We start from the raw sequence: 17,634 nt of genomic DNA on the forward strand, positions 1-17,634 counted from the left end.
TTTTAAATTATAAAATTGATTCATTTAAATCTCTTTCTTCAAACTAAGATTATTTTCTTTCAGATAATTTATAGCATCTTTGTTCACTGCTCGTAAATCTACACCTTGTTTATCTGCTGCATATGAACATCCACAATAACATTGACGGAAAACATCATATTCGTTACACATTTCAATTGAACGTTGATATCCATCTTGCGCTACCTCAGCTGAACGATCCAATCTCATGTCAAAACAAGCTGAACAACGAAGTCCACCTTCTGCCTCTTCTGCCAAACCTTCTTCTTTTACCATTTTAAAAAATACATTCGAACGATAGTCATCATCAATAAATCCTACTGTGTGCCCTGTACGATTATTGAATTTTTCTACAAAAACCTTTTGTTCATTAGAGCGTCGCATATATTCACTTTTAGGATGGATATTCGAATTTGAGAAGAAGATTGTAACATCTGCATGTTCTGCAAGAAATTCCAGTGAAGAAGTGCTGCAAGGAGCACAACATGAATGCAGTAACACTTTTGGTCTTTCGTTCTTCGCTTCCCAATCTTTAATCATTTTTATTTGGCATCCTTACCCTTTTAATAAAGAGTAAAACTTTATTTGAATATTCCCCCTTTAGTTCTCATGGCAGTAGGATGAATCATTGCATATTCTGCACCTCGATACCCAATTTTGGTAATATTTCCTTTCCGTTCTTTCAGATGTACTGGTTTAACATATTCTATCTCAGTTTGTAGACGTACATATGCCTCGATTAAATCCTTTTTATCGCTTAAATATTGTTTTACTTCTTCAAAATTCTTATCGAGGAAATTTTTTCCTGATGTATCTGCATTTAAAAGGCTCCTAAAGTAATTTTCTCTTTTTTTGATTTCTTCAAGATTAAACAATCCTTAACCCTCCCACTGTAAGGTAATATTTTCTCCTGTTTTCTCACTGAATCCCAATATTTCAACTTTGACATCTTGAGGGGCGGTAGTGGAGAATGTAGCCTATACATCGATTTTTTATCAGAGCGTAAGCGGGGACAGAGCTTAGTCAGCCCCTGCTATTAGATGAAATTCAAGATCTTTTGCACACCCGCAAGACTTTTCTCGCTGACTAATCTAACGAAGCAATTTGCTCAATACTTTCAACCATCGCTCTTGTGTGTCCGAGGAAGTATATTCCAGATGATGTAGCAGGCTATGGTATGCTTCGGCATTCAGGTTTTCAGTGACCTTAATCATTGTTTGCTCATCTTTTACATGAGACAAAAAATGTATCAACTCGTGCCGCATCAACGGAACCCTCCCCATAAACGGCATAATTGTAGATGTCTTAGCGTGTTGCATCTGCTAAAAACAATAAAAGGCGTCTTCCCCGTGAAAAAACATAGGGAAAGACGCCTTCATAATCGTACATTATGACGGTTCATCTAACACCTCCCTATCTCCCGTAGGTACAGCAGTGCTGTCAGAACAGGCAGGTCTCCTGGCTCCGGAATCCTCACTCGGCAGCGGCCTTCCCGATCAATGTAGATCAGTGGCTGGTTGAGCTGCCTGCTCCTCCGTTACAGTGGCGGGACCGCGTCGGTGTTGCACCGAACTTCCCTTTTAAGTCAGAACGACAAGCACGCTCGCCGATCAGACACCTGTTCTCGATTATGCAATTTATACAAAATTAATTATTCCTACAGCTTACTAACAATGAACGGCAAAAACAAGAGCAACAGATATAGTCCATAATTTAATAAACTATTTCTGAAAGAGAGAAAAATTTACATTTATTTCCCGCTAGACGAGTAATTTTCATAATTCCCCTACATCGTAAACTACCTATACAAGTAAGATAACATATTTAAATGAATATTACATAATACCAATAATTTATACCTGAATATAGATTTAAGCTATAACCATTAAGTTCATGTCCCTGTGCCTGATGAGCATGCGTCTTTAGAAAGTAGTTCTGAAAACCTCTCTATCTCTTCAACATTCATAAACAGGATGTCGAATTTCCTAAAACTAGAAGCTTTTTTATGATTTACAGATTGTTTACGAAACCAATTTATATCGCACAAATTTACACTAGCAACTCTAAAGAGGTATCCATAAAGACTTTCATCAAAAAATGGTTCAGGTCTTATTAACATATGTTTTGGAGAGTAGGACACATTTTAACCTCCAAAAAAAGATGAGGAAGTAACCTCCTCATCTTTTTTAGATTTATACAAAAAACTGTATAGCGACTGTTTTATCACTAAATTTGAAAAGTTTTATCAACTTTAATGGTACGTTTCTCACTTCTAATGAAAAATCACAGTACTAAAGGACTTTACTTAACTTATTTAATTCTTACGAACAGCGGCTGTATCCACAGTTCGTGCAGTTCTTGCAGCCTTCGCTGTTCACGAGCGAAGCGGAGCCGCAGGACGGACACAAGTCGAGCGACGACAGCCCGGCAGGCGCGGCCCCTGCGGAAGGTGCGGCATGGCCCAGAGCATCCGGCGCTTCATGCACGACTTCTTTCGTGGCCGTCACGTATGCCTCCGCTCCCGCTTCGCCGGCCATCGCCTCTTCGTGCATTTCAAGCGCTTTGGCGACCGCATCGGCGATGGACTCGACGCGATTGGCGCCGAAGCCGATAGCACCCGAACCGCCGATGCCTTTGAGATGCTTGATCAGCAGGTTCACTTTGTTCCCGTGATCGCCGTAGCGCAGGAACAAGGAGCAGACGCGGCCGAGCGCTTCCGCCATGGCGAAGACGTCCGAGCCCGCTTTTCCCACGTTGAGGAAAATTTCGCTCGGCGAGCCGTTCATATCGTTGATCGTAATGTACGCCATACCGAACGGCGTATTGATTTTATAGGTAGCGCCGCGCAGAATTTGCGGACGGCGTTTATATTCTTTATCGAAGACGTTCCCGGAAATCGCATCTGCTTGGACAACCGGTTCCGCCGCAACCGCCACAGACGGTGCTTCTGTCGGAACTTCAGGCGCAGGTACGGCTGCTTCGGCTTTCTTTTCGTCCTTCTTGTCCTTGTCCGTTCCGGTGCTGAGTACCTGTACGTCACGGCTGCCGTCGCGATAGATGGTCACGCCTTTGCACCCCAGATCGAAGGCAAGCTCGTACAGCCGTTCGGTTTCTTCGACCGTGAAATCGGCCGGACAGTTCGCCGTCTTGGAGATGGAGCTGTCTACCCAGCGTTGGATAGCGGCTTGAACGCGGATATGATCCTCTGCCGACAAAGTCATGGATGTCACGAAATAATCCGGCAGGTCCTGATCCTTGTTGGCATCCTTCCATTCCTGCGCGATTGGCACAAACTGCTTGTCGTAACCGAGACGGCTTTGGCGGAAATATTCAAAAGCGAAATAAGGCTCGATACCGGTGGAAGTTCCCACCATCGTTCCCGTGCTTCCCGTCGGCGCCTGCGTAATGACCGTCACGTTGCGCATTCCGTTTTTGCGGACGGATTCCGTCACTTCCGGATAAACCTCGTGCATGTTTTTCATAAAGCCGCTCTGCAGAAATTTCTCGGTGTCGAAGTGCTTGAAAGAACCTTTCTCCCCGGCAATTTCAGAGGAAGCCAGGTAAGCTTCGCGAGCCATGAAACCATAGATCTTATCCAGGAATTCGAGAGATTCCGGGCTTCCGTAACGGATGCGAAGCTTGATCATCAGCTCGGCCAGCCCCATCGTTCCAAGTCCGACACGGCGTTCGCCCTGCTGGTTCTCGCGGTTTTCCTCGAAGTGGTATGGCGTCTTGTCGATGACGTTGTCCAGAAAACGCGTGGAATAACGGACGGTTTTGCCCAGCTCGTCCCAGGCGACATCGTCATTCTCCTCGTCATAAAACTTGGACAGGTTGACGGCGGACAAGTTGCAGACGCCCCAGGCCGGAAGCCCCTGCTCTCCGCAAGGATTCGTGCAGATGATCGGGTTGAAGTACCAGCTGTTGGACATCTGATTATAGTACTCCATAAACACGACGCCCGGTTCCGCGGAGCGCCATGCGGATTCGATGATCGTATGCCAAACTTCACGGGCTTTGACCGTGCGGTACACTTTTACGGCTTTTCCGAGTTTTTTCCACTCATTGAGATCGCCGTTCCAAACTTCGTCGTATTCGGGATCCGTGGTATCCGGGAACACGAGATCCCAGTCCAGATCCTCCTTCACCGCTTTCATAAAGCCGTTGCTTACGCAAACGGAAAGGTTCGCGTTCGTAATCTGGCCCATCGTAGATTTAACGGTGATAAAATCAAGCAGGTCCGGGTGCCAGTCGTTGATCATGAGCATCAGAGCGCCGCGACGGCTGCCGCCCTGCTCGATCAAGCCCGTCGTATAGCTGAAGAGGCCTCCCCATGACACGGAACCGCTGGAAGAGCCGTTAACGCCTTTAACGATCGCGCGACGCGGGCGAAGGGACGAAAGATTAATTCCGACCCCGCCCCCGCGGGACATAATTTCCGTCATCTCGGACAAAGTTGCCATAATACCGCCGCGGCTGTCATGCGGAGACGGGATGACATAGCAATTGAACAGCGTCAGTTCGTCGCTGGCATCCGCACCTGCGGCAATGCGGCCTCCCGGAACAAGCTTCCAGTCGTCCAGAATGTAACGGAATTTTTCCGTCCATTCCTTCTGTTTTTCCGGTGTCGCTTCCACGGAAGCCATGGCCTTGGCCAGGCGATCCCACAGCTCATCCGGCGTTTTTTCTATATTAAGAGTCAATCTGTCGATGTTCGACTCAATCGTTTCGCCGCTGCGCAGCTTAACCGTCACATTACGCCCATCTCGAGCGGTGATTTCCCCGACTTCCTTGGCCGGAAATTTCGGGTCGTCCTTGGTCAGGACAAGCACCACGTCTCCGACTTTCGTATTGTTCGTGTCCGCATCTTTTAACGCATAACGATCCAAAAAGATTTTCTCACTCAAACCTTCCAAACTTTTCCGCTGCATCGTCTTCAAAACGGCAACACCCTCCCAAATCAATGTACCTGCACCCGGGAACCCGCACCACTGCGCGAAATTCGCGGTATGTACGTAAGTACTATATATAGTGTCCTTAAAAGATTATACAACACTAGATATTGTGTTACGAATAAACTGCGAATGAATTCAACGGGATAATAAAATCCATGAGCTTGTTTTCTCTCTTTTTCTTCGCCTTGCTCTTTATTTCGTTTACGACACTTTCATAAAAAACGACAATTTTCGACATTTCAAGCCTGTAAAAGGATAAGAGCCGCGGTGACCGCATGTAATTTTTTGCAAAAAATCGCTGCAGCCGATCTCCGTGCATGCAGACCATCGGCCCATTTGTGTAAGACAATCTTTCCCCTATATACTATAAACAGATCCGCCTAAAAAAGAAACGGACGTTCGCCAGTTGGGTAATTTTTCGTATTATCCCCTACATACATTTACTTTCAATCGGCTGCGCCCGGACACGCTTGCCAATACAAGCGCTTATTTTGCCATCAGAAAGAAAGATCACTTAAAGGAGAATTTACCCGATGATGCTTTTCGGAAATCAACTTGTACCGGACGAAGAAGTCCGCATTTCTCCCCTCGACCGGGGCTATTATTTTGGAGACGGCGTCTACGAAGTGTTCCGTATTTACGACGGCCGGCTATTTGAAGTGCAGGGGCACATGGAACGTTTCAGCCGCAGTATGGCGGAAATCCGGATTAGCCTTCCTTATCCGCTCGAAGAGCTGGAGAATCTGCTAAACAGGCTTACGGAGACTGCCGGCATCCCCGACGGCCTCACTTACGTTCAGATCACCCGAGGCGCCGCTCCTCGTTCTCATCCCTTTCCGGCTGCGGCTGCGGCGGAGCCGGTCGTGACGGGCTGGTGCTCCCCGTTTTTGCGTCCGCTGAAAGATCTGGAAAACGGGATTTCCGCCATCGTCCGGGAGGATATCCGCTGGCACCGGTGCGACATCAAATCGCTGAACCTGCTCCCGAACGTGCTGCTGAAGCAGGAGGCTCTTGACGGCGGGGCGGGCGAAGTTATTTTCAGCCGCGGCGGCGTCATCACCGAAGCGAGCGCGTCCAACGTGATGATCGTCAAAAACGGGATCGTCAAGACTCATCCCGCCGATCATCATATCCTGCGGGGCGTCACCCGCTCGCTCGTTCTCCGGCTTGCCGAAGGTCTGGGCATCGCCGTGCGTGAAGAAGCTTTCCGGGCCGAGGAACTCGCCTCGGCCGATGAAGTCTTCATTACCAGCACAGGCTCCGAAGTTATGCCGGTCGTGCTGGTGGACAGCCGGCCCGTCGGAGACGGCAAGCCCGGTCCCGTTACCCGGCTGCTCCAGCAGGCCTTTGAGGCGTCGATTCCGGCTGGAAGCCGCTGACCCTGCGGTGCAGCAAAAAAGGCCTCCAAACCACACTCTAGAGTGGGTTTGGAGGCCTTTTTTTCTACCGCGGCTGCCATCCGCATCCTGCAGCGCCCGGTCCATCCGGTACGCGTCCGGCTTCCGTGGCTCGGCCCCGGCCCGCGCCGGATAACCCGGCGGTGCGAACGCCGGCATCCCCCGCTGCGCGCGTCGCGTCCCGTATCCCGCACCGCGCGAGGCTCCCGCCACGCGGTTCTTAGCCTCACATGACGGGGGCAGCCATACATCGCCGTATACGGGAGCAATCAAGCAGCGGCCGCCTTTCTTTCACTACCGGTGCAGGCTCATCCATACCGCCGCGTAATCGACAAGCGGACGCTGCGGCATCAAAGCCGCCTCGGCCGAGCCTACTTTTCCGCGGATGACCGGCGAATTCCGGACTTCGAAATCCGCGCCCGCCCGCTCGAAATCGTCCGAGTCGATTCCGACATCCGGAAACTCCACCCATTGACGGACGCCTTCTCCATCAAGAACAGGCGCTCCGTTCGTGACTTCCTTCTTCGACGCATACTCCGCCCGGTATTCCGCCAAATGGATGGACGTGTTGGAGCCGTGACCGACGCCCAGCAGCAGCACATGACCGTCCAGCTCGTACAGACGGGCAAGCGGAGAGCCTTCTCCAAGCCCGTAAGCCAGAGAGTGGCTGCCGGTCAGCTTCTGCGCCTGTGGTCCGATCGCCGCAAACGAAACCTGAGGATGGCTGCTGCGCATAACCCCCGGGTAAGTTCTGAACGCTTCCGGCAAGGCTCCCATAAAAAACGTCCGGGTCTCCTCCGCTTTATAAGCCGGCATCGTGCTTCGGATTACGTCCCACCACTCCTCCGGCACGGGCGGATTGTTCCAAGCCGATGGCTCCGACAAGTCCCCGCTGTGTGTGGGCATCATCAGCGTCCCCTGACTGCCCAAAGCGTCCCGGATAGCGGCTATGACCGCCTGTGTGCCCCCGCAAACCCATCCGAGTGAACTTAGAGAGGAATGAACCAAAAGAGTCATCCCCTCTTTCACACCGAGTCTTCTAAGATCTTCCGCAAGGCTTTCCGCCGTATGCGGCCGTTTCCCCGTCCGTTCTATAATCGTGTCGATCGCCATGATACGTCCACCTCATCCCGAAATTACCGCTATCGCTTCAAATTCCATTCGTCGGAACTGTATTTTTCCCGTGCCAGCTCTTCCGCAAGCTCCAGTTCGTACGGAGTCAATGCTCCGTTTTCAAGCTCAATACCCATGCCTTCGGCCACACCGGCGCGGAATGCGGTTTCCACGTCCCCGAGTGTCACGGGTGCGAGCCCGGCGCTTCGGAGCAAATCGTTAATCGCGACCGCTTTCTGCACAAAGCTCTGCTTCATCCGCTCCGCAATCCGTTCGTTGGAGAAAAGCAGCAGGCCGAACAACTGCTCGACATCGAGTTCCAGCAAAATAGATCCGTGCTGAAGCACGACATTCTTCTGCCTAACCTGCGCGCTTCCGGCGACTTTGCGGCCTTCCACGACAAGCTCGTACCAAGAAGGGGAATCGAAGCAGGCCGCCGAACCGAGCGATTCGTATTTCCGCTTCTCTTCTTCAGTTGCCAGATTCACCATCTCGGCCGCCAGCCCCAGCTTCCGGAATCCTAGCAGCAGCCCTTCGCTGAGAACCCGGTAAGCTTCCGTTACGCTCGTCGGGATTCCCGGATAGCGCTCCGAGACGATGATGCTGTATGTAAGCTCGGCATCGTGCAGAACCGCCCGGCCGCCCGTCGGACGGCGTACGAAGCCCAGGCCTTGGCCTGCGACTTTGTCCAGATCGATCTCCTTCTGCGCCTTCTGAAAATAACCGATGGAGAGAGCCGCCGGCCCCCAGCCGTAAAAACGGACCGTCGGAGGAACCCTGCCTTCGCTATGCGCGATGAGAATCGCTTCGTCGATCGCCATGTTTTCAGCCGCCGTCCGGTTGCCTGTATGCATATAACGCCATGTTGTCATGTTCTTCTTCCCTTCTTATCAAGAACGGCAGGTGCGGAAAGCCCGGCCCGCCCGTATCGGTTTTACGTGCACGTTCATTCCTTTATCATAGCACAGGAGCGCTTCCGATAACATTCGATAGAGCTTCCGGCTAGGATGTCTAGGGCGGCAAGAGCCGAAGGAAACCCGGCAATACGGCCGCGTTATGAAACCTCCTTCTTTGGATCATACTAATTACAAAGTTGCAGATTTCATACGCCGGACCGCTAATAACGGCAGCAGCAAGCGGATGACGGGCAGACGGGACGGGAGACGGCGCCCTGGATACGGCCCATTTTCGAGAAGGAGGCAGAGCCTAGATGAACAACCAGACAACGGAGCACATCCGCCCGATTCATGAAGGGCTGAGCATGCACACGGATCGGGAATGGTTTCTGGACTGGGAGTCGCGTGTCGTCCGCAACGGCCCCTGGGATAATTGGACCTTGTACCAGCTTGCTTACGAGGCGGAAAAATCGAGCCTGATCCACTCCTTCGACGAGCTATTATGCCTGAAGCATGTGAACGGGATCGAGCCCATGAGCCATCAGATCGATACGGCCAAGAAAGTGCTGTACGACATGCGCGGGCGGGCTATTCTCGCCGACGAAGTCGGACTCGGCAAAACGATCGAAGCCGGACTTATTTTAAAAGAATATATGATCCGCGGACTTGTACGCAAAGCGCTCATTCTGGTACCCGCCTCGCTTGTGCTGCAGTGGGTCCGGGAGCTGAATCAGAAATTCGGGATCGCGGCATCCGCCCAGAAAAAATCGTACATGTGGCAGACGTGCGACGTGATTGTCGCTTCCATGGACACCGCCAAGCGGGACCCGCACCGGGAGATCGTGCTCGGTCTGGATTACGACATGCTTATCGTGGACGAAGCCCATAAACTCAAAAACAAAAAAACAACGAATTACCAGTTCGTCGGTGAGCTGCGTAAAAAATATTGCCTGCTGCTGACCGCTACGCCCGTACAGAACGATCTTAAAGAACTGTACAATCTGATTAATCTTCTGAAGCCGGGTCAGCTCGGGGCGCAGACGAACTTTCAAGCCAACTTTGTCATGGCCAAAAGAATGCCGAAAAACGAAGGCGTTCTCCAGCAGGAGCTTTCCAAAATTATGATCCGCAACCGGCGCGGCGACGGAAATGTCGAGTTCAAAAAGCGAATCGTGAAAAATATCACGCTTACGCTTTCTCCCGAGGAACAGGCGCTTTACGACGGTGTCACGGATTTTATCCGCGGCCAGTATGAACAAAATCAAGGCCAACCGAGCAATACGCTGGCGCTGGTCACCCTTCAAAGAGAAGTCTGCAGCTCCCGGGACGCTGTTTTTATAACCTTGGTCAACATGTTCAAAAAAACGGAAGAAAACTCTCCGGTCCGGTCCAAAATATGGGAGTTGGTCGAACGCATCCGCAGCATTCAGGCCAATACGAAAGCCGAAACCGTCTTGAATCTGATCCGGGAGATCAATGACAAAGTCATTATTTTTACCGAATACCGTGCGTCCCAGGAGTATTTGTTGAACTATTTAAAAGAGAACAAAATTACGGCCGTTCCCTACCGCGGGGGGATGAACCGGGGCAAAAAAGATTGGATGATGGACCTCTTCCGTACCCGTGCCCAAGTGCTTGTCGCAACCGAAGCCGGCGGCGAAGGAATCAATCTCCAGTTCTGCCACCATATGATTAATTTCGATTTGCCTTGGAATCCCATGCGGGTGGAGCAGCGGATCGGACGGGTTCACCGGCTGGGCCAGACGGATGACGTAAGAATCTACAATCTCTCTACCCGCAATACGATCGAAGAGCATATTTTGAACCTGCTGCACGAAAAAATAAACATGTTCGAGCTGGTCATCGGCGAACTCGATTCGATTCTGGAGCGTCTGGAAAAAAAATCGGCCTCGCTGGAAAGCTCTCTATTCAAAATGATGATGGAATCTCGTTCCGATGAAGAAATGCGCCGTCAGATCGACCGGCTTGGGGATTCGCTTACCGGCATCCGGGAGGAGCTGGAGCCGGAAAACGAAAGGAAAGCCAAAATCGGCTCCATACTCAGCGCCATCGGGCAGAATGTCGGGGTGAACCATGAATACCGCCCAGGTTGAACGCTTTGTTATGCGGTTTCTGGAAGCGTACAACTGCCGCATTATCGAGAAAACGAAACACGCCGTCATCGTAAACCTCTCTCCGGAGGCGGATAAAGAACTCACCGGTCGCTCCTACTATTGGAGCTTCGTCGAGCGCACCGGAGTCGAACCCGAAACGATGACCTACCGTTTCGTTTTCGATCCGGAAGGGGACGCGGCAGCCTCGGCGGCGGCTCGTCCCGTACCGGCCGGGCCCCGGAACGGGACGCTCGGGGCCGCTGGGCCTCAGCCTGGTGCAGCGGAGCGCCAGGCGCAAGAGGCCGCCGGGACGGGCAATGGCCCCCAGGGCGGCCTTGCGGCAGGCACGGCTGGTTCGGCTGGCCCGGTGGCTGTCGCCGGCGCCGTTTCCGCGGCCCCGGGCGCTGCGGGCGGCGTAGGCCAGGCGGCCGGAGGCGGCACTGTTCCCGCGGGCAGCAGCGGGACACCGAGCCCGCAGGGCACGCTCGCGGCAGGCGCAGCGGGATCGGCGGCATCTGCCGGCTCCGTCCCGGGAGGCGCCGCTCCTGCGCCCGGAAGCGGCGGTAGTCCGCCCGAAGCGATCCGCTCCGCGGACAGCATCCTCGGGCGGTACTTCGGCACGGCTCCCGCTCCGCCGGTCGGCCGCGTCCCCCGCGACGAGGTTACCTTCGGCAGCCGCCGCCTGCAGCAGCTCTTCGCGACGGCCTTGAACAACGGCCGGTTTACCCGGCTGTTCGAGGCTCCGCCGCAAGCCCCCGGCAGTCCTCTGCCGGGACGCTCCGCTCCCCTCACCTACTGCAGCTGGATGAATGTGAACTACAAGGTGGAGTATGCCTGCGATATGAAACGCAGCGAAGTTCATTCCTTGGCCATTCAAATGACGACGGGAGAAATCCGCGAAGAGTTCCATCCTTCTATGCTGACGAGGAAGCTCGCACCGAAATTGCCGGCCAACATTCATCTGCTCGGCGATAATTTGACCCTGTCGAGGGCCGCCTCGATCCTGGAAGATTACCTGGAGCAGAAAATCCGCCGCACCGACCTCCGTTGGGCGGACCGTGCCAACCAGGTGCTGGCCGAGGAACATCAGCTCGTCCGCTTGTATTACGAAGGCATGCTCACGGCAGCCGAACCCGAAGCACGCGAAGAGCTGGAGATCCGCTATGCGGCCCGCCAAGCAGAGGTGGACTGGCAATACCGGCCGAGAGTCCACGTATCCGTCATCAATTGCGGATTATTTCATTTAAGGGCGGACGAAAGGTAAAGATGCGACGAAAGTCGCTAAAAGTTCCTATGGGCCAGCCTACACGTTTTAACAAACTTTTTACAAGGATTCCCTTACACTAGATTTATAGAATGAACGGCAGGCAGGTGAACAAATGAACCGCACAGCTTTATGGACGGCAGCGCTACTGGCGCTCGTTGTCTGGCTCGCTGCCGGGCCCCTTTCGTTCTCGCAGGCTGAATCCCTCCTCGCCCAAGATGCTCAAGATTCCCTTGCCGGCCCGGCAACACGCATGAAGCCGGAAACCGGACGAGCGTCTTTGGATAAGAGGTACACGATCCTGCCCGGAACAAGACCCGCTGAAGTTCTCGCGGATTTTACCGCAAATGAACCGTCAGATACTCCCGGAGCGCCCAATGCCGGTACCGTACTGAACGAACACATCGTACGTTGGATCGACAGTCTTGCCGGCCAGAAAGGCTTCGAGGGCTGGAAACGCGCCAAATGGACGGTCGCTCCTCTCGGGCCGGGTACGCACGGCTGGATCGTCCTGCTGACGGACAACGGCCGCGAGACAGGCTATCTGATCGTTTCCGCCGCCGAAAACGGCACCCTGCAGCTCATCGAATACGGAACAGGCGAACATCCCCTGTTCAGCACACGCACGCTGTACCGCACCTTGGTGCAGCACGCCATCATTCCTGCATCCATGTCCTATCAAGCTTGGCTGGACTCCGCGGAAACAAGGCTGCGCCGTCTTTATACGGATGCCTTCCATGCGGTTTGGACCGTTCCCGCCGGGAACAATCGTATCCTCGTCGATGCCAAAACCGGCGAAATCCGGACCTTCCAGAATTATTCGCCATCAAGTGATTCCAGTTTGCTCGGGCTGCATGGCGCAGCCTTTGAACATACACCCGGAACGCCGATTGAGGTCACGCCGTCCGATCCTTATGAAGAGATAGCCTGGCTGACCCGAAAAGCGCTCCCTATCCGTTCCTATGAAGAATTGACACCCTACCTTGCGGCCGGCAAGTCCCTGACTTTCGTCTGTGAATGTTTCGGGGGCAGACTTACGCTGCCGCTTCCCGTAACCGGCGCCCTGCGCTGGATCGGCGGTGCCGCTTTTATCGCCTTCGAGCAGGAAGGCAGACGCTTTGTTCTCCTGGACGAAGCGGTTTCGCTTGGACAGTTTTACCCGACTGACGGTATCTCCTCCTCTTCCCCATAGAAAAGCTTCCCCGGGTCCCGGAACGGTTTACCGTTTCCGCCGTGAACCTGAGGAAGCTTCTTTTTTGAACTTTTGCTTTGAACTTTTGCTTGAGCTCTCGCTTTTTCCGGCAGCATGAAGAATTCACCATCGTTTTCTTGGAAGCGGACAGAACATTCAGTCTTTGCTCCGGCGTCTTACGGCCTTTATGATCATGGAGACGGACAAGGGAATCATCCCGAACCAGTGGACCGACCAGCTTTCTCTGGTTTCTTTGTGCCTGACGCGCGCTTCCTTTCGCACTTGTCTTGGAGTTTCTATATAGTGAACCACTTGTTCCGTTATATATTTCACGAGTTCTTCTCCGCCTTTTGCCATTTCTCAGTCCTTCTCCTTTCCGCTGTAAGACCGCAATTTCTTTACCCTTAGTATCTCCCGGACCGCCCTTATGTAAAACTGAACATACGCGCACATTCCCGATCATGTCTCTTTCCAATCGCTCCCTCCCCTCCTATAATAAAAGTGGAGCGTAAAATCACAGTCCGGTTGGTAGTCCGGATGCATGCTTTAGATTTAAGCCTGATTAAATCTGTTAACATGTCGTAGCCTTCCCCCTCGGGATGTCCGGCGCTCTGTTTATTCAAACGGAGGGGAAAAACATGAAATTGACGGTTTTTTACGACGGGCAGTACTGGATCGGAATTGCAGAGGAAGAAAGAAACGGAAGGCTACTTGCAGCCAGACACATTTTCGGAACGGAGCCCCTCGACGGGGAAGTGCTGGACTTTGTTCGGCACGATCTGCTTCGCTTGCTTGAAAATGTCGGCAAAGGCGTTCGTGCCGCTCCCATGACCGAACGGAAACTAAATCCGAAGCGGCTCGCGAGGCTGGCTTCCAGAGAGCTAGCGCAAAAGGGCCCTTCCACGATGGCACAGGCAGCCATCCAAGCGGATCTCGAATACCGCAAGAAAGTGCGGAAAACGTTATCCCGGGAAGAACGCGAGGCAGACGCGGCCCGCAAGCGCGAGATTGCCCGTCAGAAAGCCAAAGACAAACACCGAGGCCGCTGAGAAGCGGCGCACAAAAAAACCGACTGACGCTTCGGGGCGTCAGCCGGTTTTTTGATTATCCTGTAAGTCGGGCTTCATCAATCGCGGCTGATGCCGACAATCGAAGCGATGAAGCGCAGAATATACAGGAACAGGTTAATAAAGTCGAGATACAAATTCATTGCGGCGAGCGGTACTTCTTCCGCTGCCACGCCTTCGCGGTATTGAGCGACATCATAGAGTACCCAGCCGCTGAAGATCAGAATACCGCCAACGGACAAGAGCAGATTCAGCGTCGAACCGAAGTTGACGAACAGAGAAAGCACGCCCATCAGTATGAGGCCGATCGTTGCCGCGAACAGGAAACCTCCCAGGAAACTGAAGTCCTTCTCGGAACGAGCCGCGTACCAGGCAAGTCCCCCGAATATAACGGCAGTAGCCAGAAATGCCCCGGACACGAGGTTAGCACCGATCATCGAACCGTACGCCATAATAACCGGGTACATGGTTACGCCCGAGATAGCCGTAAAGGCGTACAGGAACCCGTAGCCGATGTTTTTGCCGCGCATCCGGAATATAATGGCCGCCACGATCATCACGAGCTCAACGACGATAAACAGCGGGATAATCGACGGCGGTACAATCATGGCGCCCACCAGCATGCCCACGAACGAGATCAGCAGAGAAAGCGCAAATGTCCGCAAGATGTGAGAAAGCGATCCTTGGTGGGAATACGTCATCGTTCTTTCCAATTTACAACACACTCCTTTTTAAATACTACCCATTTTCCACATATTTATAAATGATTATACGAAAGAGGTCAGGCATTCGTTTCATTTTTAACGAAGGATTTTTTAATAAAAAACAAAAAATCCGCCTGCTCCGGATGACCGGCAGCCAGTGGCTTTCCAGTATGGCTATTGCGGTCGGGAGGACTCGATCCTTCACGGCTGTTGCACCACTAGAACCTGAAACGCGTACGCAACTGGAATCAAGCGGACAACAAGTTAAGGATAAGGAACATAAACCCGCGAAAAGCCTTGTAGAATCAAGGTTTCCCGCGGGTTTTCCGTCTTTTCCAAGCGCCGCAAGGTTTCCCGGAAAGTTATCAAAAAGCGGCCGATTTTTGACGTTAGCTAAAATGCAAATCCATTCCGTACTGTCTCAGTTTCAATTTTCTTGCTACAGCTTGAGAGGCAAAATTATTCCATGCGGTGCTATATAAAGCAATCCTCCCCTGATTTTGTATCTCGGCTGCCCAGGCTGTCGCTGCCTCCAGACCATAGGCTCTGCCGCGGAAATCCCGAGCGGTGTGTAAACTCGCTTCAGCAGCAATAGATGAGCTTCTAGCGTTGCTGCACAAGGACACGGCGGCTTGATCTTGAACAACTGCAAAAGCAGGTTGCCCATAGATAACATCATTGACAAAATCTGAAAAATACGGTTCTAAAAGTTCTATATTCATCTGCGTAATTTTTATCGCTTGTGTCGAACGACCTCTCATATCAGGGAATACATAGGCTGGCCCAAGATAGACATGATCGACGGGTCTCTCCTTACTTAAAATACGTATAATATCCGCCATATTCACTCTATTTGGAGCATCCGACCAAGGTGCTTTTTCGGCAAACTGTTCCAATTCGTTTTTAACGTCTTCATCCAGTGTTTCATGGTACCTTACAACATTACCTTGTTTGGTGATACCCATGAAAAATCGAGGTGCGCTCTTAATACTAGGTTCGTTTATAGCGGTCATGCGCCCAACCGCATTGTGCTTAAATAGGACGTTTACTTGAGTTTCCATAAGTTCATAGTCAGTCTGTAGAAATGGATTGTTCAATTTAATACCCCTTTTACGGGGAAACACGCTGGTTTGCGGGCTAGTAGGCGCTATCCCCTGCGAAATGTTTTGCCCGGATTAGTGTGTTCTTCATCAGACCACCCCCATTGAAATACATTCCCTGTGCCTACAAAATTTCCACGACAAAATAAACAGGAAATGATTTGAACAGTATAATTCGGATAATTTTACCTGTCAACTAAAGCCCCGTGCCTCCCCCTGGCTGTTTTGACATTAGACTACAAGATAGAAGTTACATGGCTTGACTAATTTTTTTCAGAATGCTAACCTAATTTTAGACTTGCAAGTCAGTTTTTTTGTGATTCGAAAATTTACAGTGAAAGGTAGATCCTATTTGAGTAAAGAGAGAATTATTAAAGCTGCCATTGAGGTATTTTCTGAGAATGAATATCACCGTGCAAGCATGGATGAAATCGCCCTACGTGCACAGGTGGCCAAAGGCACTTTATATTACAATTTCCCAGGAAAATCCCAGTTATTTAAAACGGTTGTCAAGCGTACTTTTGAGGACTTTATTCGGCGGATTAAGGCTGACCTACAATCTTCAATCCCGCTCAAGGATAAAATCCAGCAAACAATTCGCCACCACCTTGATTTGTTTCTGGAATCCCGCCATTTATCGCATATTGTATTCAATGATATTTCCAACGGGTTTGAGGAAGACGTCCTGGATGAATTAAAACTGCTCAGAGAGGAACATCTCAACTTCTTGGCAACTATTTTGGAAGAAGGAAAATGCGATGAAAATTATCTCCGTGATCTGGACTCGCACATAGCTGCGGTCGGCATGATCGGTACACTGGAGAGCACTTCGAAGTACTTTCTTAGCCATCAAAATAAATATTCCCGCGATGACTTGGAACGTCAAGTCTTTACGATGATTACCATGAGCCTGTTTAATTCGATCGAATAGCAAGTTCAGGTTTCTGCAAAATCCTCCGTTAAATAACACAAACAGGAGTTATACCTATTATGGTCATCAATAATAAATCGTCAAATCACTCTCCTTGGATCTTTTTCTTGCTGGTGTTCATTCTCGCAATTCCTTTCTGGTTGTTTGGGCTGTTAACTCAACAACTTCTGCAGAAAGAAATCCCCATAAACCTTCCCATAAGTGCGCTTATGTTTGTTTGTCCGATGATTGCGGCGTTGATCCTTGTCTATAGAAATAATGGGGCAAACGGCATAAAACAATTATTAAGTAAAGCTTTTAAAATAAAGATCAAGAGAAAGATCTGGTTTGCGCCCATCTTTTTCATGGAGCCTTTTATTATGTTTTTGGCGTATGGATCCATGAGATTAATGGTTGGGTCTATCCCTGAATTGGATTTTTCCCTATTAAAGATACTGGCCTTGTTCTTCGTGTTTTTAATCGCAGGAATATGTGAGGAGATCGGTTGGCAAGGGTACGCCTATGACACGCTTGAGAATCGGTGGAATGCAGTAGGTGCCAGTATCATGTTAGGGGTTGTGTGGCAAATATGGCATATCATCCCCCATCTTCAACTCCACCCTCCAGCATGGATATTGTGGCAATGCGCGGGTTCCGTTTTGCTGAGAGTCCTGATCGTATGGGTATACAAAAACACAGGAAAAAATGTACTTGCAGCAGCCATATTTCATACTATGAATAACGTTTGTTCGTTTTTGCTTCCCAATTACGATTCAAATATCGCCCCAATCTCTATGTTTATCGTCACAGCATTTGTAGTTTTAATCGTTACATTTTTATGGGGTTCTAAAACATTAGCTCAATATAGATTCATACATAATAGGTAACATAATGAATCAAAAAG

Annotated in this window: 14 protein-coding genes, 1 pseudogene and 1 riboswitch; of the genes and pseudogenes, 7 read left to right on the top strand and 8 right to left on the bottom strand. The window is 51.0% G+C overall.

Annotation, left to right across the window (positions count from 1 at the left end; all coding sequences use genetic code 11):
• Positions 1-24 precede the first annotated feature (24 nt).
• The 3 genes and pseudogenes from PCH01S_RS29835 to PCH01S_RS15535 form a co-directional block, all read right to left on the bottom strand.
• Positions 25-561: pseudogene (locus tag PCH01S_RS29835) on the bottom strand (epoxyqueuosine reductase QueH); the annotation flags it as partial.
• Positions 562-599: 38 nt separating this feature from the next.
• Positions 600-893, bottom strand: a complete 294-nt coding sequence (locus tag PCH01S_RS15530; RefSeq protein ID WP_042230775.1) for a hypothetical protein — start codon at positions 891-893, stop codon at positions 600-602.
• Positions 894-1,449: 556 nt separating this feature from the next.
• A riboswitch (cobalamin riboswitch) is annotated at positions 1,450-1,655 on the bottom strand.
• A gap of 684 nt (positions 1,656-2,339) precedes the next feature.
• Positions 2,340-4,958: an adenosylcobalamin-dependent ribonucleoside-diphosphate reductase gene (locus PCH01S_RS15535; RefSeq protein WP_042230777.1), complete on the bottom strand. Its 2,619-nt coding sequence runs from the start codon at positions 4,956-4,958 to the stop codon at positions 2,340-2,342.
• A gap of 548 nt (positions 4,959-5,506) precedes the next feature.
• Between PCH01S_RS15535 and dat the strand changes: the two genes are divergently transcribed.
• Positions 5,507-6,352 carry a D-amino-acid transaminase gene (gene dat, locus PCH01S_RS15545; protein WP_042230782.1) on the top strand — a complete coding sequence of 282 codons (846 nt, stop codon included), beginning with the start codon at positions 5,507-5,509 and terminating at the stop codon, positions 6,350-6,352.
• Between the two features lie 312 nt (positions 6,353-6,664).
• On the opposite strand, the gene PCH01S_RS15550 is transcribed toward dat, so the two are convergent.
• Both PCH01S_RS15550 and PCH01S_RS15555 read right to left on the bottom strand, forming a co-directional pair.
• A complete protein-coding gene (locus tag PCH01S_RS15550) occupies positions 6,665-7,483 on the bottom strand; it encodes an AAC(3) family N-acetyltransferase (protein ID WP_042230784.1) in 819 nt (272 codons plus the stop codon).
• A gap of 29 nt (positions 7,484-7,512) precedes the next feature.
• Complete coding sequence (locus PCH01S_RS15555; protein WP_042230786.1) at positions 7,513-8,355, bottom strand: lipoate--protein ligase family protein; 843 nt, start codon at positions 8,353-8,355, stop codon at positions 7,513-7,515.
• A gap of 338 nt (positions 8,356-8,693) precedes the next feature.
• On the opposite strand from PCH01S_RS15555, the gene PCH01S_RS15560 reads away from it, so the two are divergent.
• The 3 genes from PCH01S_RS15560 to PCH01S_RS15570 all read left to right on the top strand — a co-directional run bounded on the left by PCH01S_RS15560 (position 8,694) and on the right by PCH01S_RS15570 (position 12,949).
• Positions 8,694-10,493 (top strand): DEAD/DEAH box helicase, encoded by a 1,800-nt coding sequence (locus PCH01S_RS15560; RefSeq protein ID WP_042230788.1) that lies wholly within the window; start codon positions 8,694-8,696, stop codon positions 10,491-10,493.
• Positions 10,474-11,757 carry a YqhG family protein gene (locus PCH01S_RS31610; protein WP_042230790.1) on the top strand — a complete coding sequence of 428 codons (1,284 nt, stop codon included), beginning with the start codon at positions 10,474-10,476 and terminating at the stop codon, positions 11,755-11,757. The genes PCH01S_RS15560 and PCH01S_RS31610 overlap by 20 nt, the downstream gene beginning before the upstream one ends.
• A gap of 115 nt (positions 11,758-11,872) precedes the next feature.
• A complete protein-coding gene (locus tag PCH01S_RS15570) occupies positions 11,873-12,949 on the top strand; it encodes a hypothetical protein (RefSeq protein ID WP_042230792.1) in 1,077 nt (358 codons plus the stop codon).
• Positions 12,950-13,105: 156 nt separating this feature from the next.
• Here PCH01S_RS15570 and PCH01S_RS15575 read toward each other — a convergent pair whose 3' ends face one another.
• Positions 13,106-13,306: a YqzE family protein gene (locus tag PCH01S_RS15575; RefSeq protein WP_042230793.1), complete on the bottom strand. Its 201-nt coding sequence runs from the start codon at positions 13,304-13,306 to the stop codon at positions 13,106-13,108.
• A 281-nt stretch (positions 13,307-13,587) separates the two neighbouring features.
• Here PCH01S_RS15575 and PCH01S_RS15580 point away from each other — a divergent pair, with 281 nt between their 5' ends.
• Complete coding sequence (locus PCH01S_RS15580) at positions 13,588-13,998, top strand: YjdF family protein (RefSeq protein ID WP_042230795.1); 411 nt, start codon at positions 13,588-13,590, stop codon at positions 13,996-13,998.
• A gap of 77 nt (positions 13,999-14,075) precedes the next feature.
• On the opposite strand, the gene PCH01S_RS15585 is transcribed toward PCH01S_RS15580, so the two are convergent.
• Together PCH01S_RS15585 and PCH01S_RS15590 are read right to left on the bottom strand one after the other, a co-directional pair.
• A complete protein-coding gene (locus PCH01S_RS15585) occupies positions 14,076-14,729 on the bottom strand; it encodes a Bax inhibitor-1/YccA family protein (protein ID WP_053228729.1) in 654 nt (217 codons plus the stop codon).
• Between the two features lie 380 nt (positions 14,730-15,109).
• Positions 15,110-15,817 carry a GNAT family N-acetyltransferase gene (locus PCH01S_RS15590; protein WP_053228730.1) on the bottom strand — a complete coding sequence of 236 codons (708 nt, stop codon included), beginning with the start codon at positions 15,815-15,817 and terminating at the stop codon, positions 15,110-15,112.
• A gap of 355 nt (positions 15,818-16,172) precedes the next feature.
• On the opposite strand from PCH01S_RS15590, the gene PCH01S_RS15595 reads away from it, so the two are divergent.
• Together PCH01S_RS15595 and PCH01S_RS15600 are read left to right on the top strand one after the other, a co-directional pair.
• Positions 16,173-16,751, top strand: a complete 579-nt coding sequence (locus tag PCH01S_RS15595; RefSeq protein WP_042231177.1) for a TetR/AcrR family transcriptional regulator — start codon at positions 16,173-16,175, stop codon at positions 16,749-16,751.
• Between the two features lie 59 nt (positions 16,752-16,810).
• Complete coding sequence (locus tag PCH01S_RS15600) at positions 16,811-17,617, top strand: CPBP family intramembrane glutamic endopeptidase (protein ID WP_042230797.1); 807 nt, start codon at positions 16,811-16,813, stop codon at positions 17,615-17,617.
• Positions 17,618-17,634: the final 17 nt, after the last annotated feature.

The organism is Paenibacillus chitinolyticus NBRC 15660 (genome assembly GCF_000739915.1).
Classification (GTDB): Bacteria; Bacillota; Bacilli; order Paenibacillales; family NBRC-103111; genus Paenibacillus_F; species Paenibacillus_F chitinolyticus.

Excerpts from the sequence above, each read along its gene's own strand:
- dat (WP_042230782.1), top strand. The coding sequence starts at position 5,507 with ATGATGCTTTTCGGAAATCAACTTGTACCGGACGAAGAAGTCCGCATT.
- PCH01S_RS15550 (WP_042230784.1), bottom strand. The coding sequence starts at position 7,483 with ATGGCGATCGACACGATTATAGAACGGACGGGGAAACGGCCGCATACG.
- PCH01S_RS15555 (WP_042230786.1), bottom strand. The coding sequence starts at position 8,355 with ATGACAACATGGCGTTATATGCATACAGGCAACCGGACGGCGGCTGAA.
- PCH01S_RS15560 (WP_042230788.1), top strand. The coding sequence starts at position 8,694 with ATGAACAACCAGACAACGGAGCACATCCGCCCGATTCATGAAGGGCTG.
- PCH01S_RS31610 (WP_042230790.1), top strand. The coding sequence starts at position 10,474 with ATGAATACCGCCCAGGTTGAACGCTTTGTTATGCGGTTTCTGGAAGCG.
- PCH01S_RS15570 (WP_042230792.1), top strand. The coding sequence starts at position 11,873 with ATGAACCGCACAGCTTTATGGACGGCAGCGCTACTGGCGCTCGTTGTC.
- PCH01S_RS15575 (WP_042230793.1), bottom strand. The coding sequence starts at position 13,306 with ATGGCAAAAGGCGGAGAAGAACTCGTGAAATATATAACGGAACAAGTG.
- PCH01S_RS15580 (WP_042230795.1), top strand. The coding sequence starts at position 13,588 with ATGAAATTGACGGTTTTTTACGACGGGCAGTACTGGATCGGAATTGCA.
- PCH01S_RS15600 (WP_042230797.1), top strand. The coding sequence starts at position 16,811 with ATGGTCATCAATAATAAATCGTCAAATCACTCTCCTTGGATCTTTTTC.